The sequence below is a fragment of the Sphingomonas phyllosphaerae genome (assembly GCF_036946485.1).
Classification (GTDB): Bacteria; Pseudomonadota; Alphaproteobacteria; order Sphingomonadales; family Sphingomonadaceae; genus Sphingomonas; species Sphingomonas phyllosphaerae_E.
On record NZ_JAQIJA010000005.1, the window covers coordinates 1,355,202 to 1,381,982 of the forward strand.

Below are 26,781 nucleotides of genomic sequence, written 5' to 3' on the forward strand. Positions count from 1 at the left end.
AGCGACCGGCAACCGGCAAGGAGGCGGCGGTGAAGGCCGAGATACGTGACGAGACCGATCTCCTGGCGACGCTGGCGCGCAAGAATGCCGTCCTGCAGGCGATCAACCGGATTTTCCACGAGGCGCTGGGCGCGACCACCGACGAGGCGCTGGGTCGGCTGTGCCTCGCGGTCGCCGAGGACCTGACCGGCGCATCGTTCAGCTTCATGGCGGAACTGACCCCGGCGCGCGACCGGCTGCACGACCTGGCGATCAGCGACCGCGCCTGGGCGGTGTTTCGCCGCGCCTGGCCGGACGGCGCCGAGCAGCACGTCCCCACGCACCTCGACCTGCACGGCTTGTATGGGCGCGTCATTCTGGACGACGCCAGCCTGATCGCCAACGATCCCGCGGCGCATCCCGACGCGATCGGCACGCCGCACGGGCACCCGCCGCTCCAGTCGTTCCTAGGCGTGCCCTTGCGGCGGCACGGCAAGCTGATCGGGGTGATCGGGCTGGGCAATCGCGCCGGGGGATTTCGCGAGATCGATCGGCTGGCGGCCGAGGAACTGGCGCCCGCGATCGTCCAGGCGTTGACGGGCAAGCGCGACGAAGTGGCGCTGCGCGAAAGCGAGGACATGCGGCGCGTCAGCATGGAGCTGGTGCCGGCGATGCTGTGGCGGACCGACCAGAGCGGCAACAACAAGATGAGCGAAAGCCAATGGGCCGACCTTACCGGACAGGATGAGCGCGAGGCGGCCGACTGGGGCTGGCTGGAGGCGGTCCACCCCGAGGATCGCGCCACGACCGAGGCGGCGTTCCGCCGCTCCTTCGCGTGCGACGAGTCGCTGGAGCAGCAGGTGCGGCTGCGCGACCGCAACGGGGAATATCGCTGGTTTCTGATGCGGCAGGTGCCGCGACGCGACACGGCATCGTTGGCGACCCACTGGTTCGGCGCGGCGACCGACGTGCACGACATGCACCTGCTGGAAGAACGGCAGCGGCGGCTGGTGGCCGAACTGCAGCACCGCGTCCGCAACATCCTGACGGTGGTCCGCTCGGTCTTCGCACGAACGGTCGAGGCCGGCGGTACGCTGGACGATGTCGCGGATCATTTCCGTGGACGGCTGGACGCGCTGGCGCGGACGCAGGCGATCGTGACGCAGACCGCGAGCGGGCATGTCGACCTGCAGAACCTGATCCGCGACGAACTGCTGAGCGTCGGCGTCGCCGATGGCGAGGCGGTGACGATCACGGGACCGGACGTGACGCTGCCGGCACGCGCCGCGGAAGCGATCGGGCTGGCGGTGCACGAACTGGCGATCAATTCGGTGAAATACGGCGCGCTGAAGCGGGCCGGCGCCATGCTGCACATCGCGTGGTCGACCTATACGGATGAAGATGGTAAGATGGGCTTTAGGCTCGCCTGGACGGAAAAAGGTGTGCCGGCGGTGCCGATTTCCCCTTGTCGTCAAGGCTTTGGCACGGAATTGATCTGCGAGGCGTTGCCGTATCAATATGGTGCGGAAACGAAGCTGACATTCGTTGGCGGTGGCGTGCGATGCGAGATCGCCTTGCCGTTGCAAGAAGAAGGACGACCATTCTGACCGAAACCATCAACCTGACCGGCCGAAGGCTGCTGATCGTCGAGGACGAATATTTCATCGCCTCCGACCTGAAGCGCGCGCTTGAGGCGCAGGGCGTGGTGGTCGTCGGGCCGGTCGGGCGGGTGGCGGACGCGCTGGCGTTGATCGAGCGCGAGCAGATCGACGCCGCCACGCTGGACGTCAATCTGGGCACGGCGATGTGCTACCCGATCGCGGAACAATTGACGAAGCGTGGCGTGCCCTTCCTGTTTCTTACCGGCTACGACGGCTGGACCATGCCCGAGTGGCTGCGCGACGTGCCGCTGCTCATCAAACCCTTCGACAGCGCAGCGGTGATCGCCGCGGTGCGAAGCCTGTGCGGATTGGAGAGAGTATGATCGCCCGAGGACAGGTGCGCAGCGATGCGCGCGGGATGGCGCTGACGCGCCTGATGGCGCTTGCGCCGCTCGATCAGCCGGCGGTGGCGGCGCTGGAACGTGCCATGGAGGAGACGCGCGCCGTGCGCGTGCGCCGCGACATCATCACCGAAGGGCGCGAGATCGTGCAGGCGCAGCTGTTGCTGTCCGGCTGGGCGGCGCGGGTGCGGCTGCTGCCGGACGGCCGCCGCCAGTTCCTCAGCTTCCTGCTGCCCGGCGACCTGATCGGGGCGTGCGATCATCCGCACGCGCTGGCGGTGTCGACGGTGGTCGCCATGTCCGACGTGACGGTCTGCCCGTTGCCGCAGGCGGAACCGGGTTCGCCGCTGCATGTCGCTTACGCCATCAGCCGCGCGATGGACGAGGGTCATCTGCTCGCGCAGATCACGCGGCTGGGGCGGCTGAACGCGCAGGAGCGGATCAGCGACCTGTTGCTGGAATTGCACGAGCGGCTGACGCTGAACGGCAGCGCCACCGGCAACGGTTTCGACCTGCCGCTGACGCAGGAGACGCTGGCCGATGCGCTGGGGCTCACCTCGGTCCATGTCAACCGCATGTTGCAGCAGGCGCGGCGCGAAGGCGACCTGCAATGGCGCGTCGGGCATGTGAAGCTGAGCGATCCGGCCGGACTGGCGCGCAAGATCGGGCACGTGTCGGTGCGCGTGGTCGCGAAATGACGGGAACGTCGCGGCGCTGACCGCTTTGATCGGGCGATGATCGAGGACACGAACGCCGGTGCGCGCACGATGCGACGCGACGCCATGGAGCGGCGCGGCGCGCTGATCGAGGCGGCGCGCGCCTGTTTCGCGCGATCGGGCTATTTCGTGCCGCTGGAAGAGGTGGCCGATGCCGCGGGGGTCGGACGCGGCACCTTCTACCGCAATTTCAAGGATCGCATGGCGTTGGCGCTGGCGGTGTTCGAGCGCGAGATCGACCGCATGGCGCCGTTGATCGACGCGACGCTGCCGCTCGACCGCGCGCTCGCCAAGCTGGTGACAGAAGGGCGCGAGACGACCGCGCTGTTCGCACGGCTGGCGATCGACATGCCGCTGAACGGCGAGAATCGTCAGGCGTTCGACGATCTGAAAGCGCGGCTGGAGCGGTTGCTGGTGCCGCTGGCGGAGCGCGGGCATCGCGACGGGACGCTGGCGCCGACGATGGGCGCACACGAGCTGGCGATCGCGATGCGGATGCTCGGCGCGCTGATCAACCCTGCGCCGGTCGAACGCCGTCAGACGTTGCTGGAGGAAGCGCTGGCGCTGATGATGGCCGGGCTACGGCCGCGCTGACCCCGCCGGGTCGGTCCAGCCGAGCCCGAGGCTCTTCTGCACCGCGATGTAATTGTTGGTGAGCTGTGCGCGGCCCTGTTCGGCACCGATCGTCGCCGAGAGCCGCTGGCGTTCGATGTCGAGCTGATCGACCAGCGTGCTGGTGCCGGCGTCGACGCGCTGCGCGTTGAGCGTCGCGGCGCGGGTGGCGGATTGTTCGGCGAGCAGCAATTGCGCGAGTTGCTGGCGCGCATTGCCGAAGCGCGACAGGCTGGTTTCGGCATCCTGCAACGCCTCCAGCACCTTCTGGCGATATTGCGCGTCGGCGGCGTCGCGTTGCGCCTCGGCCTGACGGACCGCGGCGCGGTTGCGGCCGAAGTCGAGGAACGACCAGTTGAGCATTGGCGCGGCGACCGTCGCGAGCTTCGACGGATCGAGCACGTCGCTGACGCCGGTGCCACCGAGCCCGATGATGCCGAGCAGGTTGAGCGACGGGAATTTGCGCGCGGTGGCGACGCCGATCTGTGCATTGCCCGCGGCCAGCGCGCGCTCGGCGGCGCGGATGTCGGGGCGGTGCTGGAGCAGCGCGGCGGGGTCGCCGATCGGGACCTGTGCGGGCGGGAGCGGGACCGGAACGACGCTGGCGAGCGTCGCGTCGAGCGCGCCGGGCGCGCGGCCGGTGAGCACCGCGAGCTGTCCCTTGTACTCGTCGATCTGCGCGGCGAGCGGCATGGTTTGCGCATCGGTGCTGTTGAGCTGGTTGCGCAGTCGCTCGACCTGAAGCTGCGAGGCGGTGCCGGCGGCGTAGCGTTGCTCGACCAGCGTCAACTGGCGGCGTTGCAGCGCGCTCGATTGCGCGTTGAGGCGGGCGCGGGCCTGCGCGTCGCGGAGCGCGACATAAGCCTGTGCGACCTGTGCCGACAGCGTGACCTGCGCGTCGGCGAGTTGCGCGAAGCGCTGCCCCTCGGTGGCGCGCTGCTGTTCGAGGGTGCGGCGCCCGCCGCCGAACAGATCGGGCTCCCACGACGCCATCGCGCCGAGATTGTAGAAGTCGAGCGTGGTGTCGCTGTCGCCGCCGCCCTGCTGTCCGCCGCCGAGGTTGGTGCCGGGCAGCCGCGCGTTGAGATAGACCGCGCTCGCGCTGACCGAGGGCAGGCGCGCGGCGCGTTGCTGGCGATATTGCTCCTGCGCGGCGCGCAGGTTCGCCTGCGCGGCGTCGATCGTCGGGCTGTGCGCCAGCGCATCGTCGACCAGCGCGGTGAGCGTCGGGTCGTTGAGCGTCTCCCACCAGCGCGCCAGCCCCGGCGCGGGGGTCAGTGCCGGATCGGCGGCGCGGACGAACGTGCCGCGCGTCACCACGTCGGAGGCGACCGCGGGTGGGCCCTTGTAATCGGGGCCGACGGTGCACGCGCCGAGCAGCGCAAGCGTGAGGAGCGGAAGAGCGTGGCGCATCAGTGCATCGCCGCCGGCGCGGCGCCCTTGGGAAGCGGACGGAGGAAGAAGACGAGCGGGAGGACGACGAGCGTGCCCATGCCCATGATCCAGAAGATGTCGTTGTAGGTCATGACCAGCGCCTGCCCCTGGATCTGCTGGCCGAGCGCGCGGATCGCGGTCTGCGGGCCGCCGAGCGAGCCGGCGGTCGCGGCCATATAATCCTGCACGCGCACCGAATTGGCGTTGAGGGACTCCTCGATCCGCCGCGCGTGGAACCACGAGCGCTGGTCCTGCAGGATTGCGATCCCCGCCAGCGCAAAGCTGCCGCCGAGGTTGCGCATCGCGCTGAACAGCCCGGAGGCGTCGCCGGCCTCGGCGGGCGGGACCGAGCGGATCGCGGCCTGGCTGAGGAACAGCATCGCGAGGATCTGCCCGACACCGCGCAGCAACTGCGATTCGGTGAAATCGCTGCCAACCGAATCGATCGTCAGATTTGCGTCGAGCAGCGCCGATGCGCCCATGATGAGCAGCCCGGCGCCGACCGCCAGCCGGATGTCGACGCGCACCAGCAGGATCGGGACGATCGCCATCATGAACAGGCTGGGGATGCCGGCGAGCAGCACGACCTTGCCGGATTGCAGCGCATTGTAATTGGCGATCGCGGCGAGGAACTGCGGGATCGCGTAGGAGGTGCCGTAGAGGACGACGCCGAGCACCAGCCCCATGACCGCCACCGAGCCGAACTGGCGATCGAGCAGCAGCCGCAGCTTGATGACCGGCCGGCGCGAGAACACCTGTCCGGCGAGCAACAGCCCGAACCCCAGCAATGTCACCGCGAACATCCAGCGGATCAGCTCGGACGAGAACCATTGCTCGCGCTGCCCCTCTTCGAGGAACACCGTCAGCCCGCCGAGCCCGAGCGCCAGCCCGGCGATCCCCAGCCAGTCGGCCTCGCGGATCAGGTGCAGCCGCGACGGTTCGTGGCGCAAGCCGATCAGTAGCAGCAGCACGAGGATGCCGCAGATCGGCACGTTGAGGAAGAAGGCGTAATGCCAGCTGATGTTCTCGGTCAGCCAGCCGCCGATCAGCGGCCCGAGCACCGGCCCCATGATCGCGGTCATCCCGAAGGCGGCGATGCCGATCGGTTGCTGCGACCGGGGCAGCCGCTGCGCGATGATCGTCTGCGCGGTCGGGATCATCGCGCCGCCGGTGAACCCCTGACCGATCCGGCCGACGATCATCTGCGGCAGCGTATCGGCGGCGCCGCAGATCACCGAGAAGATCGTGAACAGGATCGCGGCGACGAGCAGGAAGGTGCGCAGCCCCAGCAGCCGCTCCAGCCACGCCGCCATCGGGATGATGACGATTTCGGCGACGAGATAGGCGGTGGCGATCCACGTTCCCTCGGTGCCGCTCGCGCCGATCTCGCCCTGGATGGTCGGCAGCGCCGAGTTGACGATCGAGATGTCGAGCGTCGCCATGAACGCGCCGAGCGTGCCCGCCGCGACCGCGAGCCACGCGCCGAGATCGGCACGCTCCGCCCCGCCCGCGGGCAGGTCGCTGCGCTTCGCGCCCGAAGCGCCGGGAGCCGCGCTGGCCATCGTCAGCGCTCCTGCCGGTTGGCCTTGCGTTGTTCGTCGCGCAGCCGCTCGATCTCGTCCTTTGCCGAGCGCGTGTCGACGGTGACCTCGACCGACAGGCCGGGGACGAGCAGGCGGCGGGTCTGCGGGGTCGCCTCCAGCGCGATCCGCACCGGCACGCGCTGCGTGATCTTGGTGAAGTTGCCGGTTGCGTTCTGCGGTGGCAGCAACGAGAATTGTGCGCCGGTGCCGGGCGAGAAGCTGGCGACCCGGCCCTTCAGCGTGATCCCGTCGAGCGCGTCGACCTTGATCTCGGCCGGCTGGCCGGGCCGCATCAGCGCGAGCTGCGTTTCCTTGAAATTGGCGGTCACGTAGAGCTTGTCGAGCGGCACCAGCGACATCAGCCGCGTGCCGGTGCCGGCATATTGGCCGACGTTGACGGTCTTGTCGCCGACGCGCCCGTCAATCGCGGCGCGGATCAGCGTGGCGTTGAGGTCCACACTCGCCGCGCTTTGCTGCGCGCGCGCGGCCTGCGCCTGGGCGAGGCCCTGCTTGATCTGCGTCTCGAAGGTGGCGACGCGGCGCTGCTGCATCGCGACCGCCGCCTCCTGCGCCCGCACCGCCTGCGCGGATTGCTGCGCAGTCAGCTGCAATTGCGCGAGTTGCTGGCGGGTCTCCGCCCCAGAGGCGGCGAGCGGGCGATAGCGCGCGACCTCGGCGGCGTCATGCGCGGCCTTTTCGCGCGCCGAGGCGAGCTGCGCGCGCGCCTGTTCGATCGCGGCATATTGTTCGCGGACCTGCGCGCGGGCGCTGTCGGCCTGCGCGTCGGCGACGGCGATCTGCGCCTCGGCCTGCGCGGCCTGCGCCTGCGAGTTGCGCGGGTCGATCCGGACCAAGGGCTGGCCGGCGCGCACGTCCTGGTTGTCGGTGACGAACACTTCGGCGACGTAGCCGGGAACGCGGGGCGCGACGACGACCATGTCGGCGCGCACCTGCGCGTCGTTGGTGTCCTGCATATATTGCCCGGTCGCCTGATAACGCAGGTACCAGATCGTACCCGTCGCCAGCACGGCGAGCGCCACGACGATCAGGATCGTCTTCGCGCGGCCGCTCAGCTTGCGGCGCTGCTGCTGCGATGCGAGCGCATCGTCGCGCTCGGCATCGGGTTCGTTCGAAGGGTCGGCCGCTTCTGCCATCTGTTCCGTTCCGCTAGTCGCAGGCACGCCGCGGCGTCGCCGGCCTCACTTAACCGGACAATATGTCCGCTTAAGCGTCTTCCGCAAGGGCGAATGCTGCATTGCACATGTTATTATGAGACAAATAGCTGATTATCTGCTGGGCGGGAGCGGATTGGCGCGATACGCTGTCGCCGTGCCGCGACGTCATCGCGCAGCGCAGGGGAGAATGTCGTCGGTGCAGCACGCTTTCGGTCGTAACCTGACCTATGGCCTTCACGAAACGCTGGGCCGCGCGATCGTCGTCGGCGACTATGCCGACCGGCCGTTCCCCAATGAGGCGGACATCGTGCGCGAGCATGGCGTCAGCCGCTCGGTGACCCGCGAGGCGGTGAAGATGCTGGCGGCCAAGGGACTGCTCGGCGCGCGACCGAAGCAGGGGACGTTCGTCCTGCCCGAGGAGGCGTGGAACCTGCTCGACCCCGACGTGCTTCGCTGGCTGCTGGAGCGTGAGGCGTCGATCGATCTGCTGCGCCACTTCAACGAGTTGCGCGCCGGCGTCGAGCCGGAGGCGGCGGCGCTGGCGGCGCGCGGGGCAAGCGAGGCGCAGCAGGCGGCGATTTCGGCGGGGCTGGCGCGGATGGTCGCCGCCGAGCGCGGCGAGGACGACCCGCTCGATTCCGACATCGCCTTCCACGTCGCGGTCCTCCGCGCGTCGAACAATCCGTTCTTCCTTCAGTTCCGCGAGATGGTGAGCACCGCGCTGCGCACCTCGATCCGCTTCACCAACCAGATCGCGGGTCGGACCGCCAATATCGCCGAGCACACCGCCGTGCGGGACGCGATCCTCGCCGGGGATGCCGATGGCGCCCATGCGGCGATGCGCGGGTTGATCGTCAACGTGCTGACGCTGATCGAGCCGTCCCCATCGCCGTCGCCCCGGACCCTTCGACAAGCTCAGGAGAGCCTTGATCCGGGGTCCCGCTAACCTACGACCGTTGCCAAAGAAGCGGGGCCCTCGATCAAGTCCGGGGCGACGGTGCAAGGTGATACTGCGGGAGGCACCTGGGACCGATCGACATTCGACTTTGGCGCGCTGGGCGTCAGAAGCAGGGTTGGATCACGCGGAGGCGCGGAGGACGCGGAGTTGTACCGCGCGGGGCACGCGCAACTCTGTGATCCGGATCGCTGCGGATGCGGCGCGCGCAACATCTCTGCGCCCTCCGCGCCTCCGCGTGAAAACCCCTCTCCCCTACGCCTTGTAAGCCTGAAGGTCGATCGGTTCTAAAGCGTCCGCAGCATCTGGGCCGGGCGCGCGCGCAGCGCCGGGATGCTGCCGGCGATGCCGATCCCGATCGTCACCGCGCTCGCCAGCCCCAAAGTCGCCGCGACGCGCAGCGCGTCGGGTGCGAAGGCCATGTCGAAGACGTGCGTCACGACGTACCAGCCCGCCGCGCCGCCCGCCACCAGCGCCACCGCCGACAGCAAGGCGGCGAGCAGCGCATATTCGATCGCCTGCGCCGCCAGCACCTGCCTTGTGCTGCCGCCGAGGAGCTTGAGCACGACCGCATCGTAGCGGCGCGCGCGCCCGGACGCGGCGACCGCGCCGATCAGCACCGCGAGCCCGGCGAGCACCGTCGCCGCCGCGGCGACGCGCACCGCGGTCGCGATCTGGCCGAGCAGTGCCGATACCTGCCCGATCACGTCGCCGGTGCGGATCAGCGTGACCGCAGGCATCGCGCGCGCGACGCTGCGCGCGACCGCACCGTCGCGCGCGGGCGGGGCGTAGACGCTGGCGAGCAGGCTGTGCGGCGCTTCCTCGATATAGCCGGGCGAGAAGACGATCGCGAAGTTGAGCCCGAGCCCCTTCCAGTCGATCTTGCGCAAGGCCGCGATCCGCGCCGGCACGTCGACGCCGAGCACCGAAACGGTGATCGTATCGCCGATCTTCAGGCTCAGCGCCTGCGCGGCACGATCCTCGATCGAGACGAGCGGCGGGCCGCGGTAATCGGCGGGCCACCAGCGGCCGGCGACGACCTGATTGCGCGGCGGGACGGTCGCCGACCAGGTCAGCGTGCGGTCGCCACGCAGCACCCAGGCGTCGGCGGGGAGCGTCTTGAGCCGTGTCGTCGGGACATCCTTGATCGCGACGATCGCGCCGCGCAGCGACGGCACCGCCTCGATCCGCGCATTGGGGGCGGCGGTCAGGACGGCGCTGCGGAAGGTGGCGGCTTCCTCGGCAGGGACGTCGGCGGCGAAGAAGCGGGGCGCGCGTGCGGGGGCGCTGCCGGCGAGTTCGGCGGACAGGCTGGCGTCGATGACCGTCAGCGCGACGAACAGCGAGAAGCCGAGCCCGAGCGCGACGACCAGCCGGTCGGTCGCGGCACCGGGGCGGTGGAGGTTGGCGAGCGCCAGTCGCGGCAGCGGCGCACGCGGCCGGGGCAGTCGTGCGAGCAGGCGGCGCAGCGCGATCCCGACGATCCACAGCAGCAGCACCAGCCCGGCGATCGCGGCGACGAAGCCGGCGGCGAGCACATGGTCGGCCGCCGACCAGACCGCCAGCCCGACCAACGCCCCGAGCAACGCGGCCATCGGCGCGAGCACGCGCCACGACGGGCGGCCGGTGTCGGCCAGCGCGTCGCGCAACAAGGTAGCGGCGGGGACCCGGCGTGCTTGCGCAAGCGCGGGGAGCGCGAACAGCCACGCCACCAACGTGCCGAGCATGGCGGCGGTGACGAGCGGGAGCGGGTAGAGCGCCAGCCGCGGCGTGATCGGCAGCGCCTCGCCCGCGACCCGCGCCACGATCCACGGCACCGCCGCGCCGAGCGCCAGCCCGGGCAGCATCCCGGCCGCGCCGACCAGCGCCAGCTCGATCAGGAACAGCCGGGCGATCAGCGTCGAGCGTGCGCCGAGCACCTTGAGCGTCGCGACCATCTTCGTGCGCGCGGCGAGATAGGCGGTCACCCCGCTGCCGACCCCGACCCCGGCGATCGCAAGCGCGGCGAGCCCGACGAGCAGCAGGAATTGTCCGAGCGTCGCGATCCCGCCGCGCAGCCCGCGCCCGGCGTTCTCGGTGGTGCGCGGGGTCCAGCCGGCGCCGGGAAAGCGCGCGGCAAGCCGCTTGCCGGTCGCCTCGGCGCGGGCGGGATCGGGGAGCGCGATGCGATAGCCGCTGCGATACAGGCTGCCGGGCTGGAGCAGCGCGCTCGCGTCGAGCCCGGCCATGTCGACCAGCGCCGGGCTGCCTAGCGAGAAGCCCGCGCCGAGCCGGTCGGGTTCCTCCGCGATCAGCCCGATGACCCGGAACGGCTGCGTGCCGAGCCGGATCGTGTCGCCGACGCGCGCGCCGAGCCGGTCGGCGAGCGCGGGCGCGATCGCGACCTGCGCGCCATGCGGGCGCGTGGCGAGCGCGCCGGGCGCGAGCCGGAAGCCCCCGACCAGCGGCCAGCGATCGTCGACGCCGCGCAACTCGACCAATGTGTCCTGCTCGCCCTTGTGCGCCATCGCCCGCAGCGACACGACCTCCGCGACCGGGCCGGCGGCGGTGAAGGCGGCCAGCTCGGCCGGCGTGGCGCGGCGTTGCGAGACGACCAGCTCGACATCGCCGCCCAGCATCGCGCGGCCCTGCGCATCGAGCGCGGCGAGCATCGCGGCGGACAGGCTGCCGATCCCGGCCAGCGCGGCGGTGCCGAGGAACAGGCACATCGCAAGCAACAGCAACCCGCGTCCGCCGCGGCGCAGGTCGCGGAAGGCGAGGGTGGCAGCAATGCTCACGCGCGCGGCGTATCGGTGACGATGCGGCCGTCGGCCAGCTCGACGACGCGCGCGCAGCGCGCCGCGAGCGCGGGGTCGTGGGTGATGACCAGCATCGTCGTTCCCCCGCTCGCAGCGCGCGCGAACAGCAGGTCCATGATCGCTGCGCCGGTGGTGGTGTCGAGATTGCCGGTCGGCTCGTCGGCGAACAGCAGCGCGGGCCGTCCGACCAAGGCACGCGCGATTGCGACGCGCTGTTGCTCGCCGCCGGAGAGCTGCGCGGGATAATGGCCGGTGCGCGCCGCGAGTCCGACCGCCGCCAGTTCGGCACGCGCGCGGTCGAAGGCGTCGGGTTCGCCGGCAAGCTCCAGAGGCACCGCGACATTTTCGAGCGCGGTCATCGTCGGGAGCAGGTGGAAGGCCTGCAACACGATCCCGATCCGCCCGCGTCGCGCGACCGCCAGCGCATCCTCGTCGAGCGCGGTGAAGTCGAGCCCGACCACCTCGACCTCACCCGCGCTGGGCCGCTCCAGCCCGGCGAGCACCGCCATCAGCGACGACTTGCCCGATCCCGACGCGCCGAGCAGCGCGACGGTCTCGCCGGTCTCGACCGTCAGGTCGATGCCGTGGAGGATGTCGACGCGCGCGGGCGGCTTGCCGAGAGCGAGGCGCACGTTGCGCGCGCGGATTGGTACGCTATCTGAAGCGGATGGAAGGCCGGTCACGAACACGTCGATACGGAGGGTGGTGGTGGCTTGTCCATCCGATCCTGCTGCTGTTGCTCGCCGCGCCGGCCGCGGCCGACCCGCGCGCACCGCTGATATGGGCGTTCGGCGACAGTTTGACGGCGGGCTATGGCCTGCCGCCGGCGCAGGGCTTTCCCGCGCAGTTGCAGGCCGAGTTGCGGCGGCAGGGCGTGGCGGCGACGGTGCGCAACGGCGGGGTGGCGGGCGACACCGCGGCGCAGGGGCGCGCGCGGCTGCGCTGGGGGCTGCGCGGGCTGAAGGCGCGGCCCGATCTGGTGATCGTCGAGCTGGGTGCGAACGACATGCTGCGCGGGCTGCCTGTCGCGCAGGCGCAGGCGAACCTCGACCGCATCCTGACCGAGTTGCGCGCGCGGAACATTCCGGTGCTGCTCGCCGGGATGCGCGCCGCGCCGAACATGGGCGGCGATTATGCGCGCGCGTTCGAAGGCATGTATCCGGCGCTGGCGAAGAAGCATCGCGTGGCGCTGTATCCGTTCTTCCTCGACGGCGTGGCGGGGCGGCGGGCGCTGTTCCAGGCGGACGGGCTGCACCCCGATCCGCGCGGGGTCGCGATCATCGTCCGGCGGATCGTGCCGGCGGTGCGGCGCGCGCTAAAATAGCGGGGATCGCTTGGGCGGTCGGTCGGTTGGTGGCGGGCAAGGAGATGCGACCATGATGACCGACCCCGAGACGCACGACGACGAGGATCAGGCGCAGGCGATGGAAGAGGCGCAGGAAGAAGCCGCCGAGGAACGCGAGGAAGAGGGCGGGTATCAGTAGGTACGTCGACCTCGTTCCGTCGCCCCGGACCCTTCGACAAGCTCAGGAGAGCCTTGATCCGGGGCCCCGCTACTTCTTTCATGTGGAAAGAAAAAGCGGGATCCCGGATCAAGTCCGGGATGACGATAGGTTGGTGAGATCGTCCGGGGTGTTGATGTTGGCGAGCACCACGGCCGGCAAGACCGCCGCCGCCCCGATCGTCTCCGCCCAGCAGCGGATCGCGTGGGGCTTGTCGGCGAGCAGGTGCGCGAGCAGCGCCGCCGCGAGAGAGGCAGGCCATAGGCCGACGGTCGGCGCTTCCGCCGCATAAGCCGGTGCGGCGGTGCGGAGCGCGGCGATGATCTCATCAGGCAGGAAGGGCGTGTCGCAGGCGGTGGTGAGCACCGCATCGAAGCCGTGATCGGCCGCATAGGCGAGCGCCCCCGCGATACCGCCGAGCGGTCCCAAATCGGAGAGCGGCAGGTCGGGAATGCAGGTGACCGGCGCCTCGGTGCGGCCGACGACGACGACCGTGTCGCAATGCGGGGTGAGGCTGGCGATCGCATGATCGAGCAGCGCGCGTCCGTCGAGGGCGGCCAGCGCCTTGTCGCTGCCGAACCGGGTCGCGCGGCCACCGGCGAGAACGGCGCCCAGCACTTTCATGAGGCGGAGAAAAGCGGCGATCCGCCCCCCGTCAGAGGGGCGGTATGCCGATGGGTCAGAGCGTGGTGAACACGACGCCGACCACCAGCGCCTGAGCCGCGAGAACCAGCACGGTGCTGGCCGCGGTTTCGAACATACGCATGGGGTTGGTCTCCGTTTGCCGGGTCATACCGGCGAACGGGCAAATGGAGTTTATTGCTCACTCGCGCAATAATCGAACAACGCATTCGCACTTGCACAAATTGCATCGTTGGAAGTGATTGAAAGTTAACCGTCACATCGGTTGGCCGGTTCGGTGCTGATCCCTGCTCCGTCGCCCGCGGACCCTTCGACAAGCTCAGGAGAGCCTTGATCCGGGGCCGCGCTTCTTCATCGTGTCGGTGAGAAAAGCGGGTTCCCGGATCAAGTTCGGGATGACGATCAGCGTCAGCCGCCGAACACGCGGTCGAAGATCGTGTCGACATGGCGGTAGTGATAGCCGAGGTCGAACTTCTCGTCGATCTCGGCGGTCGACAGCGCGGCGGTGACTTCGGGGTCGGCCTTGAGCAGCTCCTGCAACGACAATTGGCCGTCCGACTCCCACACTTTCATCGCGTTACGCTGGACGAGGCGATAGGCGTCCTCGCGGCTGACGCCGGCCTGCGTCAGCGCGAGCAGCACGCGCTGCGAATGGACCAACCCGCCCATCCGGTCGAGGTTCTTCTGCATTCGCTCGGGATAGACGAGCAATTTGTCGACCACCCCGGTGAGCCGCGCGAGCGCGAAATCGAGCGTGATCGTCGCGTCCGGGCCGATGTAGCGCTCCACCGAGGAGTGCGAAATGTCGCGTTCGTGCCACAAGGCGACGTTCTCGAGGGCCGGCGTGACGTAACCGCGCACCATCCGGGCCAGGCCGGTGAGGTTTTCGGTCAGCACCGGGTTGCGCTTGTGCGGCATCGCCGACGAACCCTTCTGCCCCGGGGAGAAATATTCCTCGGCTTCGAGCACCTCGGTGCGCTGAAGATGACGGACTTCGGTGGCGAGGCGCTCGATCGAGCTGGCGATCACGCCCAGCGTCGCGAAATACATGGCGTGCCGGTCGCGCGGGATGACCTGCGTCGAGACGGGCTCGATCGCCAGCCCGAGCTTGGCGGCGACATGCGCCTCGACGCGCGGGTCGACGTTGGCGAAGGTGCCGACCGCGCCCGAGATCGCGGCGGTGGCGATGTCCTCGCGCGCCATCGCGAGCCGGGCGCGATTGCGGCGGAATTCGGCATGCGCCTGCGCCAGCTTGAGCCCGAAGGTGACCGGCTCGGCATGGATGCCGTGGCTGCGCCCGATCGTCGGGGTCAGCTTGTGCTCCTTGGCGCGGCGCTCCAGCACCTCAAGCAGCCGGTCGATGTCGGCGAGCAGGATGTCCGAGGCGCGCGCGAGCTGCACCGACAGGGTGGTGTCGAGCACGTCCGACGAGGTCATCCCCTGGTGCATGAAGCGCGCCTCGTCGCCGACCTGCTCCGCGACCCAGGTCAGGAAGGCGATGACGTCATGCTTGGTCACCGCTTCGATCGCGTCGATCGCGGCGACGTCGATCCGCGGGTTGGTCGCCCACCATTTCCACAGTGCCTCGGCGGCGCTCTTCGGGACCACGCCCAGTTCGGCCAGCGCGTCGGTGGCGTGCGCCTCGATCTCGAACCAGATGCGATAGCGCGCCTCCGGCTCCCAGATCGCAGCCATGTCGGGGCGGGAGTAGCGGGGGATCATGCGCGCGGTCCTTCAAGGAATAAGGGAGTCGGCGCGCGGTTAGCAGCGTGGGCGCGGACGGGCAAATTCGGGTGGGGCGTCGGTGCGAGCGGAGCGAGGCAGTCCTGCCAGCCTGGTGTACGCCGGCAGGCCGGACAGCGTGGCGGTGGTCGCGGTCGGCGCTTCCTCCACCGGCCGGCGGTGCCGGCGCGCGCCTCGATCTGTGCGGCGAGCGTGCACGGCACGGTCGGATCGACACGGGCGGCGTCTTCATCGACTGGAAACCTGCACCTGCCATGGCCGCGACCATGTATTCGTTGCAATTCGATCCCACGGCGGACCTGCTGGAGATCCGCTGGCACCGGACGTTCACCCCCGCCGACGTTTTGGCCTACAAGCACGAGTTGATGCGCCGCTTTCTGGACGAACGCGTCCGGCCCGGTCACCGCCTGATGATCGACATGAGCGCGTGCGGCGCGCAGATGCAGGAGACGCTGGCGGCGCTGGCGGAGCACATGCGGCCGTTTCCGAGGGCGAGCCGCATCGCGATGGTGGCGGTCTCCCCGGTGCTGCGCGCGCAGGTGCGTCGCGTGATGAAGCAGCCATATATGACGCTGTTCGACGATGCGCAGGCGGCGCGTGCGTGGCTGATGGACCCCGCGGCCGCCTGAAGCCTGCCTCCCGTTCGAGCGTCGCGCGCCCGGCCCCGGATTGCTTCGCTACGCTCGCGACGAGTCGGCGTTGTTTTCAACCCGGTCACCCATCCTGTTCGTCGCCCCGGACCCTTGGACAAGCTCAGGAGAGCCTTGATCCGGGGCCCCGCTTCTTCTTGCCGTCAGAAGGAAGAAGAAGCGGGATCCCGGATCAAGTCCGGGATGACGGAAGCGGAGAGGTGCCGGATCCAGGTCGGTCGGGATTAAACCAACCGGATCGTCCTGCCCTCGCGTGCGGAGCGGTAGATCGCTTCGACGATCCGCATGTCGCGCAGGCCCTCTTCGCCCGACACGATCGGTTCGCGTCCGTCGATCACGCATTGCGACAGATGGTCGAGCTGCCCGGCGAACTGCGTCTTGCCGGGTCCGGGCGGGGGCGTGACTTCCTGTTCGCGTCCGTCGCGGCCGGTCCATAGATGGTTGCCGTCGTAGCGGGTGGCGGGTTCCAGCTCGACGCGGCCCTTGCTGCCCATCAGCAGGATGTGGTTCTGGTTGGCCGAATACATCGACTGGCAGCCCGCGATCGCGCCGGAGGGGAATTCGAGCGTCCACTCGATCATGTCCTCGACCTCGCGGAAGCGCGGGTCGTTGCGGTCGGTCGACTCGCGCGCGGTGACCGCGATCGGCTCCTCGCCGGTCATGTAGCGCGCGGCTTGCAGGCTGTAGACCCCCATGTCCATCAGCGAGCCGCCGCCCGCTAACGCCTTTTTCAACCGCCACGCATCCGGATTGCCGGCGGTGAAGCCGTGTTCGGAGCGGACGTAACGGATCTTGCCGGTGTCGGGCTGCTTGGCGAGCCGCATCGCGGCGATGTTCGTCGCCTCGAAATGACAGCGATAGCCGATCATCAGCTTGCGGTTGGCGGCCTTGCACGCCGCGATCATCGCCTCGCATTCGGCGACCGACACCGCCATCGGCTTCTCGCACATCACATGCTTGCCGGCCTTGGCAGCGCGGATCGTGTACTCGGCGTGCATCGAATTGGGCAGGCAGACATAGACGATGTCAACGTCCGGATTGTCGCGGATGCTGTCGAAATTGGCGTAGGAATAGATCGCCTTGTCCGACAGGCCATATTCTGCGGCGACCTTCTTCGCCTTCGCCGGGTCGCCGCTGACCACTGCCGCCAGCCGGCTGTGCGCGCAATTCTTGAACTCGGGAATGATTCGCCCGAGGCCGTAGCCGCCGAGCCCGACGATCGCATAGCCGAGCTTGCGCTGCGACGACTGCGCGCAGGCGCCACCCGCGGCCAGCAACGGCGCGGCCGCGATAAGCGTGCGGCGTCCGATCTCCATCCTCACCTCCCTGTCTTTTCGCCCGTCAGGCTGCGGGGCGGGAGCCGCATTGTCAACGCGGTCTATTTCAATGACATAGGTAAGCCCGCCACCAGCAGGTCGACGCGATCGGCGGCGGCGGCGACGCGCTGGTTGACCCGGCCCGCCACATCGCGGAAGCGCCGCGCGAGCGCGTTGTCGGGGACGATCCCCCAGCCGACTTCATTCGACACCAGCACGATCCGTGCCGCCGATCCCGTCAGCGCGGCGACCAGTGCGTCGGTCGCGGCCTCGATATCGGCCTCGGCGAGCAGCAGGTTCGAGGTCCAGAGCGTAAGGCAATCGACCAGCAGCACGCCGTCCGCGACCGCCGCGATCGTCTCGGGCAGCGCGAGCGGTGCCTCGATCGTCTGCCACGCGTCGCTTCGGTCGGCGCGGTGTTGGGCGATCCGCTCCGCCATCTCGGCATCGAACGCCTGTGCGGTAGCGACGAAGCGCCACGGCGCGGCGCACGCCTCGACCAACGCCTGCGCATGGCGGCTCTTGCCTGAGCGCGCGCCGCCCAGCACCAGCCGAATCTGCCAGGGATCGTCGGTCATCTTGGTCCTTGCCTGTCGATACGCGATTGCCGATGGAGCCGGCCTTGCCGCAATTCGAGGTTTATGTCGCGCGATCTGACCTTTCATGGCGGCCGTATCGAGGCCGCGGCCCGGCTGTATCCCGATGCGCCGCGCCCGTGGCTGGACCTGTCGACCGGGATCAATCCCTATGCGTGGACACCGCCAGCCGGGCTGGCGGTCGATCAGCACCGGCTGCCCTCCGGGGAAGCGCTGGCGGGGTTGCTGGCGGCGGCGAAGGCGGCGTTCGGCTTTGCTGGGGCGCTGGCGGCGGTGCCTGGGAGCGAGTTGGCGCTGCGGATGCTGGCGACGCTCGATCTGCCGCGGCCGTGGCATGTGGTAACGCCCTGCTATCGCACGCATCGCGACGCCTTGCCGGGGGCGGAGGTGATTGCGGCGGAGCGGATCGGCGAGGTTGCCGCGGGCGGCGGAACGGTGTTGCTCGCCAACCCGAACAACCCCGACGGGCGGCTGATCGCGCCCGACGTGTTGCTGTCGGTGGCGCGGACGCTGGGTGCGCGGGGCGGGATGCTGATCGTCGACGAGGCATTTGCGGATGCGGTGGCGGGGACGAGCGTGCTGCCGCTGCTGCGCGCGGACGATCCGGTCGTGGTGCTGCGGTCGTTCGGGAAGTTCTATGGGCTGGCCGGAGTGCGGCTCGGATTCGTGGGCGGCTCGCGATCGGTAGTGGCGCGGGTCGCGGCGCTGCTGGGTGACTGGCCGGTGTCGGCAACCGCGCTGGCCTATGGCGCGGCGGCGTATCGCGACGTCGCATGGGCGGAGCGGATGCGGTTGCGGCTGGTGGCGGAGGCGGTGAAGCTCGATGCCCTGCTCGCCGGAAAAGGGATGATCGCGCGGGGAGCGTGTCCGCTGTTCCGGCTGGTCGAGGGCGAAGGCGCGGGTGCGATGTTCGAGCGGCTCGCCGCCGCCGGTATCCTGACGCGACCATTCGAGGAGCGGCCGGACCGGCTGCGGTTCGGCCTGCCGGGTGCCGAGATCGACCGGTTGCAAGCCGCTTTGGCTGACAATGGCTGAGCCGGTCGCGCTGGCGGCGCTGGCGATCGACGTCGCGGTCGGATGGCCGGCGTGGCTCTACGCGCGGATCGGGCACCCGGTCGGCGGGATCGCGCGGGTAATCGGCGTCCTGGAGAGCCGCTGGAACCGGCCGGGGTTGCCGCGTCGGCTACTCGGCATCGTGACCATCGCGATCGTGGTGGCCTCGACCGCGCTCGTCGCAATGCTTGCCGAACGCGGGGTGCGGGGGCTTGGGCTCGGCTGGGGCGGGGTGGCGCTGCTGGCGTGGCCGGGGCTGGCGCAGCGGAGCCTCTACGAGCATGTCCGGCCGGTCGCGACGGCGCTCGCGCGCGGCGATCTACCCACGGCGCGGCGCGCGGTGGCGATGATTGTCGGGCGCGACACCGCGGCGCTGGATGACGCGGGGGTCGCGCGCGCGGCGATCGAAAGTCTCGCGGAGAGCTTTTGCGACGGCATCGCCGCGCCGCTGTTCTGGTTGCTGGTCGGGGGCTTACCCGGATTGTGGGCGTATAAGGCAATCAATACCGCCGACAGCCTGATCGGGCATCGCGAGGACCGCTGGCGCGACTTCGGCTGGGCGGCGGCGCGCTTGGACGACCTCGCCAACTGGATCCCGGCGCGCGTCGGGGCGGTGCTGATCTGCGTGGCCGGCGGCGGGGGCTGGCGGGTGATGTGGCGCGATGCGCGCAACCATGCCTCGCCCAACGCGGGCTGGACCGAAGCGGCGATGGCGGGGGTGCTCCGGCTGCGGCTCGCAGGGCCAATCGCCTATGACGGCGTGGTCGCGGACAAGCCGTGGATCGGCGACGGGCGGCTGACGGCGAGCGCGGATGATGTGCGGCGGGCGTTGGCGGTCTACGGCCGCGCGTGCGCATTGTTGTGGGTTCTGGCGGGGATAGCGGCATGGGCAAGCTGATGCTGCAGGGGACCGGCTCCGATGTCGGCAAGTCGGTGCTGGTCGCAGGGCTGTGCCGCGCCTATGCCAATCGCGGGCTGACGGTGCGCCCGTTCAAACCACAGAATATGTCCACCAATGCGGCCGTTACCGCGGAGGGCGGCGAGATCGGGCGCGCGCAGGCGACGCAGGCGATCGCCGCGCGGGTCGCGCCGCATGTCGACATGAACCCGGTGCTGCTCAAGCCGCAGGGCGACCGGACCTCGCAACTGATCGTGCGCGGGCGGATGCGCGGCACGCTGGCGGCGGCGCGGTGGCGCGAGGGGCGGGAGGGGTTGCTGGGCGAGGTGCTGGAGAGCTTCAGCGCGCTGGAACGGCAGGCCGATCTGGTGCTGATCGAGGGGGCGGGATCGCCGGCCGAGATCAACCTGCGCGCCGGAGATATCGCGAACATGGGCTTTGCGCGCGCCGCCGGGGTGCCGGTGGTGCTGGTCGGCGATATCGATCGCGGTGGGGTGATCGCCTCGCTGGTCGGGACGCGCGCGGTGCTCGACGCCGAGGATGCGGCGATGGTGCGCGGGTTCATCATCAATCGCTTCCGCGGCGATCCGGCGCTGTTCGACGACGGTTATCGCGCGATCGAACAGCGCAGCGGGTGGCGCGGCTTCGGCGTCGTGCCGTGGCTGGCGGAGGCGGCACGGCTGCCGAGCGAGGATGCGGTGGTGCTGGAGCGACCGCGCACGCGGCCGGGCGGGCGGGTGCTGGTGGCGTGTCCGGTGACGCGGCACATCGCCAATTTCGACGACCTCGATCCGCTGCGGCTCGATCCCGCGATCGAGGTGGCGATGATTCCGCCGGGCGCTCCGTTACCTGCGGAGGCGGCGCTGGTGGTGCTGCCCGGATCGAAGGCGACGATCGCCGACCTCGCCTTCGTGCGCGAACAGGGCTGGGACATCGACCTGATCGCGCATCGGCGCCGGGGCGGGGCGGTGCTGGGGCTGTGCGGCGGGTATCAGATGCTGGGGCGGACGGTCGCCGATCCGCTGGGGCTGGAGGGGCCGGCGGGGAGCGTGGCGGGGCTGGGATTGCTGGCGGTCGATACCGTGCTTGGTGGCGACAAGATGCTGCGCGAGGTGCGCGGGGTGGCGCGCGGGGCGGCGTTCGAGGGGTATGAGATGCACCTCGGTGCGACGACCGGCCCCGATACGGTGCGGCCGGTGGCGCACTATGACGACGGGCGGCGCGATGGCGCAACGAGCGCCGACGGACTGGTCGCGGGCACCTATGTCCACGGGCTGTTCGGGCTGGCGGCGCAGCGGCGCGCGTGGTTGGCGGCGGCGGGGGCCGGGCCGGATCATGCCGCCTCGGTCGATGCCGCGCTGGACGCGATCGCAGACGCGTTGGAGCGGCACCTGGATCTGGACGCGCTGCTGGCGGTCGCGCGCGGGTCAGCCGCAGAGTAGCGCGGCGAGCAGCGCGCTTTCGACGAGTTCGATCCCCGCGCCGTGCGCATCGCCGTTGACCCCACCGAGCCGGTGGCGGCACCACACGCCATAGGCCGCGACGATCAACGGTGCCGCGAGCAGCGGCGGGGCAGCGATCACCGCCAGCGCGAGCAGCGCGAGCCAGCCGCCCAGGTCGCGCGCGCGGACCGCACTCGCCACCTGCGCGCCGAGGCCGCTGCCGAGCGGGGGCAGCCAGCGCGCCCATCCAAGGGGGGCGATCCGTGCGACGACGGGGATGAGCGCCACCCGCCAATCGCCGGCCAGCGCGTGGAGCAGGACGAGCTTGGCGAGGAGCTGAAGCGCGATCGCGACGACCGCGAAGCTGCCGACATGCGGATCGCGCATCACCGCGAGCAACCGCGTGCGGTCGCCGTGCGCGGCACCGACGCCGTCCGCGACATCGCCGAGCCCGTCGAGATGGAGCGCGCCGGTCACCGCGACCCACATGACCAGCCCGGCGAGCGCGCCGGTCCACGGATCGTGCCGCGCGCCGAGCCACGCCGCGCCCGCGACCACCGCGCCGATCACCGCGCCGACCAGCGGATAATAGCGGATCGCCGCCGCGAAATCCTGCGGCGTGCCAGTGGTGCGCGGCACGGGCAGGCGGGTCAGGAAGGCGAAGGCGAGCCAGAGGCGGGTCATGGGTTCAGTCCGGTCGCGCTGACTTGCGCTGCGGGCGGGCGACGCCTTAGCCTGCGTTGCCGGCGACTACATCTGTAATCGGCTTTTGACGTCCTTAGGCAAGCTGTCAAGTGCATTAGCGATCGCAGTCCTGGCTTCGGCGCGGGAAGGGGCAAGCGAGGCCGTTGCCGTTCTTGATCCCGACGGAAACGTCCGCGCCGCCAGGCAGACCTTCGTCTGAAAGAACGCGAGGGCTATGGCTTCGGACAGATGGTTGCGAGAAACCTCGGCATCAGACCTGTGGTACGCAGGGCCGGCATATAGGCCGCTGCCTCGCAGGACGCGCGGCTGCCCTCGGCCGCATCGCATTGTGCAATGCCGCCATCGGCGTTTCGGGGAAGTGCCCGGTCGAGGCGTTGGCGATCGGTCGCCGTCAGCTTGGCTCTGAAATCATCAAGACGCTGGAGCGTGTCCGCTGGCGGCTGCTTCGCGAGGCTCGATTTGGAACAGGCGGCTGGGCGCTCGGCCGGCGGGCTGGAGGGGTGCATTGCCGCCATCATTATCATCGCGCTCAGCATGGCCGTTCTCCAGGGGCGTAGATATGATACGCCAAGAGCCGTTTTCCGATCAACGATCGTCTTCGCGAAGGCGAATCGGGCGTGTCCGGAATGATAGCGCAGCGACCCCGGCTGCAGCGGTGAGCCGGACCGACTTGAGTCGGCGGTTACGTCGTCAGCCGGACGATTTGCGCGGTGTCGGGCCACAGCCGCAGCGTCAGCAAGGCGGCGCAGGGCAGGTCGAACGCCCACACCTGCCTCGCGTCGAACCCGCAGGCGCTGGCGAGCGCGGCGCGGATCGCGCCGCCGTGGGTGACGACCAGCGTGGCGTCGGGAAGGTCCGCCAGCGCGTCCGTCACGCGCGCGACCAGCGTCGACCAGCGCTCACCTTCCGGAGGCGGGTGGCGATCGGGGTCGCGCCAGAAGGCCGCCAGCGCGTCGGCGGGGAGCGTGGCCGGATCGCACCCGTCCCATGCGCCGAAATCGAGTTCGCGCCAGCGCGCATCGTGGCGGACCGGCGCGCCGAGCGCGGCGGCGCAATCGGCGGCGCGTGACAGATCGGAGCTGACCACCTGCGTGAACGCCACCCCGGCGGCGACGCGGACGCAATCGGCGATGCCTTGCGGCGTCACCGCGACGTCGACGTGTCCGAGCAACAGCCCCGGCTGCACCGTCGCGCCGTGGCGCAGCAGGTGGACGGTGCGCGCGGCGCTCACGCCTCCGCCACCCCCGCCTGATCGAAGGTCGCCATCTGGTCGTGCGCGGCCAGCGCGGCGCGGACGAGGCTGGCGGCGACCGCCGCGCCGCTCGCCTCGCCCAGCCGCATGTCGAGGTGGAGCAGCGGCGCAAGCCCGAGCCGGTCGAGCAGCCGGGTATGACCCGGTTCGGCCGAGACATGTCCCGCAAGGCAATGGTCGACGATCCGCGGGCGCGCGGCGGCGAGCGGGGCGAGCGCGGCGCCGACGATGAAGCCGTCGAGCAGCACCGGGATCCGCGCGTGGCGCGCGGCAAGTATCGCGCCCGCGATCGCCGCGATCTCGCGCCCGCCCAGCCGGCGGAGGCGCTCGAACGGGGTGGTCGCATCGGCATGACGAGCGAGCGCGGCGTCGACCGCGGCGACCTTGGCGGCGAGCGCCGCGCCGTGGACACCGGTGCCGGGGCCGACCCAGTCCGCGCCGGTGCCGCCGAAGCTGGCGGCGCACAGCGCGGCGGCGGGGGTGGTGTTGCCGATCCCCATGTCGCCGGGGATCAGCAGGTCGGTGCCCGGTCGCACCGCCGCCGCGCCGGCATCGAGCGCGTCGAGGCATTCGGCCTCGCTCATCGCGGGCATCTGCGTGATGTCGCCGGTCGGCTGGTCGAGCGCGAGCGGCACGACGGTCAGCGACAGGCCGGCGGCGGCGGCGAGCGCGTTGATCGCCGCGCCGCCCTCGCGAAAGTTGGCGACCATCTGTGTGGTCACGGCAGGGGGAAAGGCGCTGACCCCTCGCGCGGCGACGCCGTGGTTGCCCGCGAAGATCACCACGCGGCCGTCGTCGAGCCGCGGGCGGGAGTCGCGCTGCCATGCCGCCATGAACAAAGCGATCTCTTCGAGGCGGCCGAGCGACCCGGCGGGCTTGGTCAGTCGCGCCTGTCGCGCCGCCGCCGCCGCGCGCACCGCCGCGTCGGGCGCAGGAAGCTCCGCGAGCGCGGCATCGAACGCGGCGACGCTGTCGAAGCGCATTATGCCACCACCTGACCGGCGGGCGGCACGCGGACGATGAAATGGCCCTTCACGCCGTCGGGCCAGAGCGCATAGGGGACCTGTCCGGTGGCGCTTTCGACATAATGGCGCATGAAGGTCATGATCGCGTTCGCGGCACTCTCGTCGGGGGTGAAGCCGCCGAGCACATAGCCGATCTTGCCGGGCGCGCGCAGGTGGATCGTGCAATGCCGGTCGCAGGCGAAGAGGCAGGGCATTTCCTGCACGGCGATGTTTTCTAGGATCGGATCGCGCGACTGGACCGAGCGGAGCGCGGCGGCGAGCGCCGCGCCGCCGCGGCGGCCGTCCGCGCCGTCGCGGGTGGTGGCGGAGTGGCGGCAGCTGTTGCAGGCGACGACGGCGGGGCCGTCGGGGACGGGAATGAGGGTCATGGCAGCGGCCTTCGGGTGGCGTGGCTCCGGTGGAGGGCCGTCATTGCGAGCGGAGCGAAGCGATCCAGGGCGTCCTGGTCCGGCTCTGGATCGCTTCGCTCCGCTCGCAATGACGGACGTCTATTCACCCCGTCATCCCGGACTTGATCCGGGATCCCGCTTCTTCGCTCGCTCTCCAAGAAGAAGCGGGGCCCCGGATCAAGTCCGGGGCGACGGAGGGGAAGGGGCCGTCTGTTCACCACGGGGCGATCAGAAACGCCCGCGCAGGCCGGCGTAGACGCTGCGGCCGAGCGTGCCGTAGCGGGCGATCGTCTCGTAGCGCTCGTCGAACAGATTCTCGACGCGCGCGAAGAGCCGGACGGTCGACGACAGCGGCAGCTCGCCGCGCAGGTCGACCAGCGTATAGCCATCGAGCCGCGTGGCGTTGCTGGCGTTATCGAACGACTTGCCCGCGAAGCGCGCCGCGACGCCGAGCGAGCCGGCCTCGGCGAACGTATAGGTCGCCGAGACGTTGGCGGTGTCGCGCGGGCGGCGCGGCAGCCAGTTGCCGAAGGTGCGGCCCGGCGAGCGGTCCTCCGACAGCACCCAGCTGTAATTGCCGTCGAGGCTGAGGTGCTCGCCGATCTGCGCGCGCGCGACCGCCTCGACGCCGCGGGCGAAGGCGCGCGCGACATTCTGGTAATAACCGAAACGCTGCTCGGTAGTCGACCCCGGCACGAGGCAGAGCGGATCGGTATTGCCTGGGTTGCAGCCGGTGTAGACGATCTGGTCGCGGCTGCGGCGCTCGAAATAGGTGCCGCCGAGCGCGAAGCGCCCGTCCATGAAGCGCTGCTCGGCGCCGGCTTCCCAGCCCTTGGCACGCTCGGGGTTGAGCGCCTGATTGCCGTATTCCGAAAACAGCTGGTACAGGGTCGGGGCCTTGAAGCCCTCGCTGTAGCTGGCGCGCAGCACGGTGCCGGTCGGCAGCACCCAGTTGGCGCCGCCCGCGAACAGCGTCTGCGTGCCGAAGCGGCTGTGATCGTCATGACGCACGCCGCCGTTCAGGGTCAGCCCGTCGAGCGGCGAGACGTTGAGCTGGCCGTAGAAGCTGGTCAGCTCGGCGCGGCCGCGCGCGGGGGTGCCGAGCGCGTATGGCGGCACGAAGTCCGAGGAGGCGGTGCTGAAGCGGCTGACCTCATTTTCGACGCCGAACACCGCGTCGACGCCCTTGGTCACCGCGAGCGTGCCCTGATATTCGAGGCGGTGGTTGCGGCCGAGCGCGGCGAAGGTCTGCGTCTGCTCGACCTGGTCGGGGTTGTAATTGTCGCGGTCGGTGTCGGTATAGCCATAGCCGAAGCGATTGCGGAGCCGCGCGTCGAACAGGTCGATGTTGAGGCCGGCATAGCCGACGAATTCGCGGGTCAGGCCATATTCGGGAGTGTCGCCGCTGAAGCCGTCGAAGTCGTTGCGGCCGTTGGCGTAGGAGCCGCGCAGGTCGGCGCTGATGCCGGGCGCGATCGTCAGCACCGCGCGGCCTTGCACGTTCTGGTTGGTGTAGCCGTCACGCTCGATGCCGGCCTTGAGCGCGGAGATGCCGTCGGTGGTGAAGGTCTGCGCGCCGACGCGCCACGCGAGCGGGCCGGTGGTGCCGCCGAGCGCGGCGCGTGCGCTTACCGTCTCGCGCGAGCCGCCCTCGAGGTCGATGCTGCCTTCGAGCGCGGCGGTCGGCAGCGGCGTGACGATGTTGACGACGCCGCCGATCGCCTGGCTGCCCCACAGGATCGACTGCGGCCCGCGCAGCACCTCGATCCGTGCCGCGTCGCCGATCAGCAGGTTGGCGAAATTATAGCCGCCGCCGGGCGAGGACGGGTCGTTGATCTTCACCCCGTCGATGACGACGACGGTCTGGTCCGACTCGGCGCCACGGATGCGCAGCGAGGTGCTGGTGCCATAGCCGCCGTTGCGCGACAGCGAGACGCCGGGGGTGCGCAGCAGCAGGTCGGCGACCGACAGGTCCTGCGCGCGGTCGATCGCGGTCTTGTCGAGCACGGTGACCGAGGCGGTGACGCGATCGGCCTCGACCGGCGCGCGGTTGGCGGCGACGACGATGTCGGCGCCGGTGTCGGGCGCGGCGGCGTCGGGGCGCGGCGCTTCCTGCGCGAGCGCGGCGGTGGAGCAGAGCAGCAGCGGAAGGGCGGCGAGACGATGGAACATTGACGGTAACCCCTTGTGACGACGTGAAGCCGAAGGCGTGCCGCCGCGCGCGAGCTTCCTCGCGGCGTCGACCGCCCACGGCGGCGATTATCGTCACGCTGGGTCCGTCCGCTGGCGTTGCGCCGTGCGGCCTTCCCGTCCG

Annotated in this window: 25 protein-coding genes; 10 read left to right on the plus strand and 15 right to left on the minus strand. The window is 70.3% G+C overall.

The features are described from left to right. The first annotated feature begins 29 nt into the window (after positions 1-29). From PGN16_RS14960 to PGN16_RS14975, 4 genes are read left to right on the plus strand one after another with little or no spacing between them, the layout of a single operon-like run. A complete protein-coding gene (locus tag PGN16_RS14960; RefSeq protein WP_335310162.1) occupies positions 30-1,586 on the plus strand; it encodes a sensor histidine kinase in 1,557 nt (518 codons plus the stop codon). Beyond that, a complete protein-coding gene (locus tag PGN16_RS14965; protein WP_335310163.1) occupies positions 1,541-1,963 on the plus strand; it encodes a response regulator in 423 nt (140 codons plus the stop codon). Before PGN16_RS14960 ends, PGN16_RS14965 begins: the two co-directional genes overlap by 46 nt. Further along, positions 1,960-2,679, plus strand: a complete 720-nt coding sequence (locus PGN16_RS14970) for a Crp/Fnr family transcriptional regulator (protein ID WP_335310164.1) — start codon at positions 1,960-1,962, stop codon at positions 2,677-2,679. Before PGN16_RS14965 ends, PGN16_RS14970 begins: the two co-directional genes overlap by 4 nt. Positions 2,680-2,715: 36 nt before the next feature. After that, a complete protein-coding gene (locus tag PGN16_RS14975; RefSeq protein ID WP_335310165.1) occupies positions 2,716-3,291 on the plus strand; it encodes a TetR/AcrR family transcriptional regulator in 576 nt (191 codons plus the stop codon). Here PGN16_RS14975 and PGN16_RS14980 read toward each other — a convergent pair. The 3 genes from PGN16_RS14980 to PGN16_RS14990 are packed head-to-tail and all read right to left on the minus strand — an operon-like array spanning position 3,277 to position 7,480. Continuing rightward, a complete protein-coding gene (locus PGN16_RS14980; RefSeq protein WP_335310166.1) occupies positions 3,277-4,722 on the minus strand; it encodes an efflux transporter outer membrane subunit in 1,446 nt (481 codons plus the stop codon). The two genes, PGN16_RS14975 and PGN16_RS14980, sit on opposite strands and share 15 nt — an antisense overlap. After that, a complete protein-coding gene (locus PGN16_RS14985; protein WP_335310167.1) occupies positions 4,722-6,305 on the minus strand; it encodes an MDR family MFS transporter in 1,584 nt (527 codons plus the stop codon). Before PGN16_RS14985 ends, PGN16_RS14980 begins: the two co-directional genes overlap by 1 nt. Before the next feature lie 2 nt (positions 6,306-6,307). Then, positions 6,308-7,480, minus strand: a complete 1,173-nt coding sequence (locus PGN16_RS14990) for an HlyD family secretion protein (protein ID WP_335310168.1) — start codon at positions 7,478-7,480, stop codon at positions 6,308-6,310. A 217-nt stretch (positions 7,481-7,697) separates the two neighbouring features. On the opposite strand from PGN16_RS14990, the gene PGN16_RS14995 reads away from it, so the two are divergent. Then, positions 7,698-8,447, plus strand: coding sequence for a FadR/GntR family transcriptional regulator (locus tag PGN16_RS14995; RefSeq protein ID WP_443019647.1), 750 nt, complete (start codon positions 7,698-7,700; stop codon positions 8,445-8,447). 296 nt (positions 8,448-8,743) lie between these two features. Here the strand turns inward: PGN16_RS14995 and PGN16_RS15000 are convergent, their stop codons facing one another. Both PGN16_RS15000 and PGN16_RS15005 read right to left on the minus strand, forming a co-directional pair. Next, entirely contained in the window at positions 8,744-11,233 is a 2,490-nt protein-coding gene (locus PGN16_RS15000) for an ABC transporter permease (protein WP_335310170.1), read from the minus strand. Next, positions 11,230-11,886 carry an ABC transporter ATP-binding protein gene (locus PGN16_RS15005; protein ID WP_335310171.1) on the minus strand — a complete coding sequence of 219 codons (657 nt, stop codon included), beginning with the start codon at positions 11,884-11,886 and terminating at the stop codon, positions 11,230-11,232. The genes PGN16_RS15000 and PGN16_RS15005 overlap by 4 nt, the downstream gene beginning before the upstream one ends. Before the next feature lie 35 nt (positions 11,887-11,921). On the opposite strand from PGN16_RS15005, the gene PGN16_RS15010 reads away from it, so the two are divergent. Next, positions 11,922-12,578 (plus strand): arylesterase, encoded by a 657-nt coding sequence (locus PGN16_RS15010; protein ID WP_335310354.1) that lies wholly within the window; start codon positions 11,922-11,924, stop codon positions 12,576-12,578. Positions 12,579-12,846: 268 nt separating this feature from the next. Here the strand turns inward: PGN16_RS15010 and mobA are convergent, their stop codons facing one another. Further along, complete coding sequence (gene mobA, locus PGN16_RS15015) at positions 12,847-13,380, minus strand: molybdenum cofactor guanylyltransferase (protein WP_335310172.1); 534 nt, start codon at positions 13,378-13,380, stop codon at positions 12,847-12,849. Between the two features lie 426 nt (positions 13,381-13,806). Beyond that, positions 13,807-15,120 (minus strand): adenylosuccinate lyase, encoded by a 1,314-nt coding sequence (gene purB / locus PGN16_RS15020; RefSeq protein ID WP_335310173.1) that lies wholly within the window; start codon positions 15,118-15,120, stop codon positions 13,807-13,809. 275 nt (positions 15,121-15,395) lie between these two features. Between purB and PGN16_RS15025 the strand changes: the two genes are divergently transcribed. Next, positions 15,396-15,770, plus strand: coding sequence for an STAS/SEC14 domain-containing protein (locus PGN16_RS15025; RefSeq protein ID WP_335310174.1), 375 nt, complete (start codon positions 15,396-15,398; stop codon positions 15,768-15,770). A 245-nt stretch (positions 15,771-16,015) separates the two neighbouring features. Here the strand turns inward: PGN16_RS15025 and PGN16_RS15030 are convergent, their stop codons facing one another. Together PGN16_RS15030 and cobU are read right to left on the minus strand one after the other, a co-directional pair. Continuing rightward, the gene (locus tag PGN16_RS15030) at positions 16,016-17,107 is read right to left on the minus strand and encodes a Gfo/Idh/MocA family protein (protein ID WP_335310175.1); all 1,092 of its coding nucleotides are present in this window, start codon (positions 17,105-17,107) and stop codon (positions 16,016-16,018) included. A gap of 62 nt (positions 17,108-17,169) precedes the next feature. Continuing rightward, on the minus strand, positions 17,170-17,685 hold the full coding sequence (gene cobU / locus PGN16_RS15035) for a bifunctional adenosylcobinamide kinase/adenosylcobinamide-phosphate guanylyltransferase (RefSeq protein ID WP_335310176.1): 516 nt from the start codon (positions 17,683-17,685) through the stop codon (positions 17,170-17,172). Between the two features lie 63 nt (positions 17,686-17,748). Between cobU and PGN16_RS15040 the strand changes: the two genes are divergently transcribed. From PGN16_RS15040 to PGN16_RS15050, 3 genes are read left to right on the plus strand one after another with little or no spacing between them, the layout of a single operon-like run. Beyond that, the gene (locus PGN16_RS15040) at positions 17,749-18,738 is read left to right on the plus strand and encodes an aminotransferase class I/II-fold pyridoxal phosphate-dependent enzyme (protein ID WP_335310177.1); all 990 of its coding nucleotides are present in this window, start codon (positions 17,749-17,751) and stop codon (positions 18,736-18,738) included. Then, positions 18,731-19,654, plus strand: a complete 924-nt coding sequence (gene cbiB, locus PGN16_RS15045) for an adenosylcobinamide-phosphate synthase CbiB (protein WP_335310178.1) — start codon at positions 18,731-18,733, stop codon at positions 19,652-19,654. The genes PGN16_RS15040 and cbiB overlap by 8 nt, the downstream gene beginning before the upstream one ends. Then, positions 19,642-21,096 (plus strand): cobyric acid synthase, encoded by a 1,455-nt coding sequence (locus tag PGN16_RS15050; protein WP_335310179.1) that lies wholly within the window; start codon positions 19,642-19,644, stop codon positions 21,094-21,096. The genes cbiB and PGN16_RS15050 overlap by 13 nt, the downstream gene beginning before the upstream one ends. On the opposite strand, the gene cobS is transcribed toward PGN16_RS15050, so the two are convergent. The 6 genes from cobS to PGN16_RS15080 form a co-directional block, all read right to left on the minus strand. Beyond that, positions 21,082-21,780, minus strand: a complete 699-nt coding sequence (cobS, locus tag PGN16_RS15055) for an adenosylcobinamide-GDP ribazoletransferase (RefSeq protein WP_335310180.1) — start codon at positions 21,778-21,780, stop codon at positions 21,082-21,084. The genes PGN16_RS15050 and cobS overlap by 15 nt on opposite strands. 233 nt (positions 21,781-22,013) lie before the next feature. Then, a complete protein-coding gene (locus PGN16_RS15060) occupies positions 22,014-22,337 on the minus strand; it encodes a hypothetical protein (protein ID WP_335310181.1) in 324 nt (107 codons plus the stop codon). Between the two features lie 146 nt (positions 22,338-22,483). Next, positions 22,484-23,032, minus strand: a complete 549-nt coding sequence (locus PGN16_RS15065) for a histidine phosphatase family protein (protein ID WP_335310182.1) — start codon at positions 23,030-23,032, stop codon at positions 22,484-22,486. Further along, on the minus strand, positions 23,029-24,036 hold the full coding sequence (gene cobT / locus PGN16_RS15070) for a nicotinate-nucleotide--dimethylbenzimidazole phosphoribosyltransferase (protein ID WP_443019648.1): 1,008 nt from the start codon (positions 24,034-24,036) through the stop codon (positions 23,029-23,031). The genes PGN16_RS15065 and cobT overlap by 4 nt, the downstream gene beginning before the upstream one ends. Then, positions 24,036-24,446, minus strand: coding sequence for a DUF1636 domain-containing protein (locus PGN16_RS15075; protein ID WP_335310183.1), 411 nt, complete (start codon positions 24,444-24,446; stop codon positions 24,036-24,038). Before PGN16_RS15075 ends, cobT begins: the two co-directional genes overlap by 1 nt. Before the next feature lie 249 nt (positions 24,447-24,695). After that, the gene (locus PGN16_RS15080) at positions 24,696-26,639 is read right to left on the minus strand and encodes a TonB-dependent receptor plug domain-containing protein (protein WP_335310184.1); all 1,944 of its coding nucleotides are present in this window, start codon (positions 26,637-26,639) and stop codon (positions 24,696-24,698) included. Between the last annotated feature and the right edge of the window lie 142 nt (positions 26,640-26,781).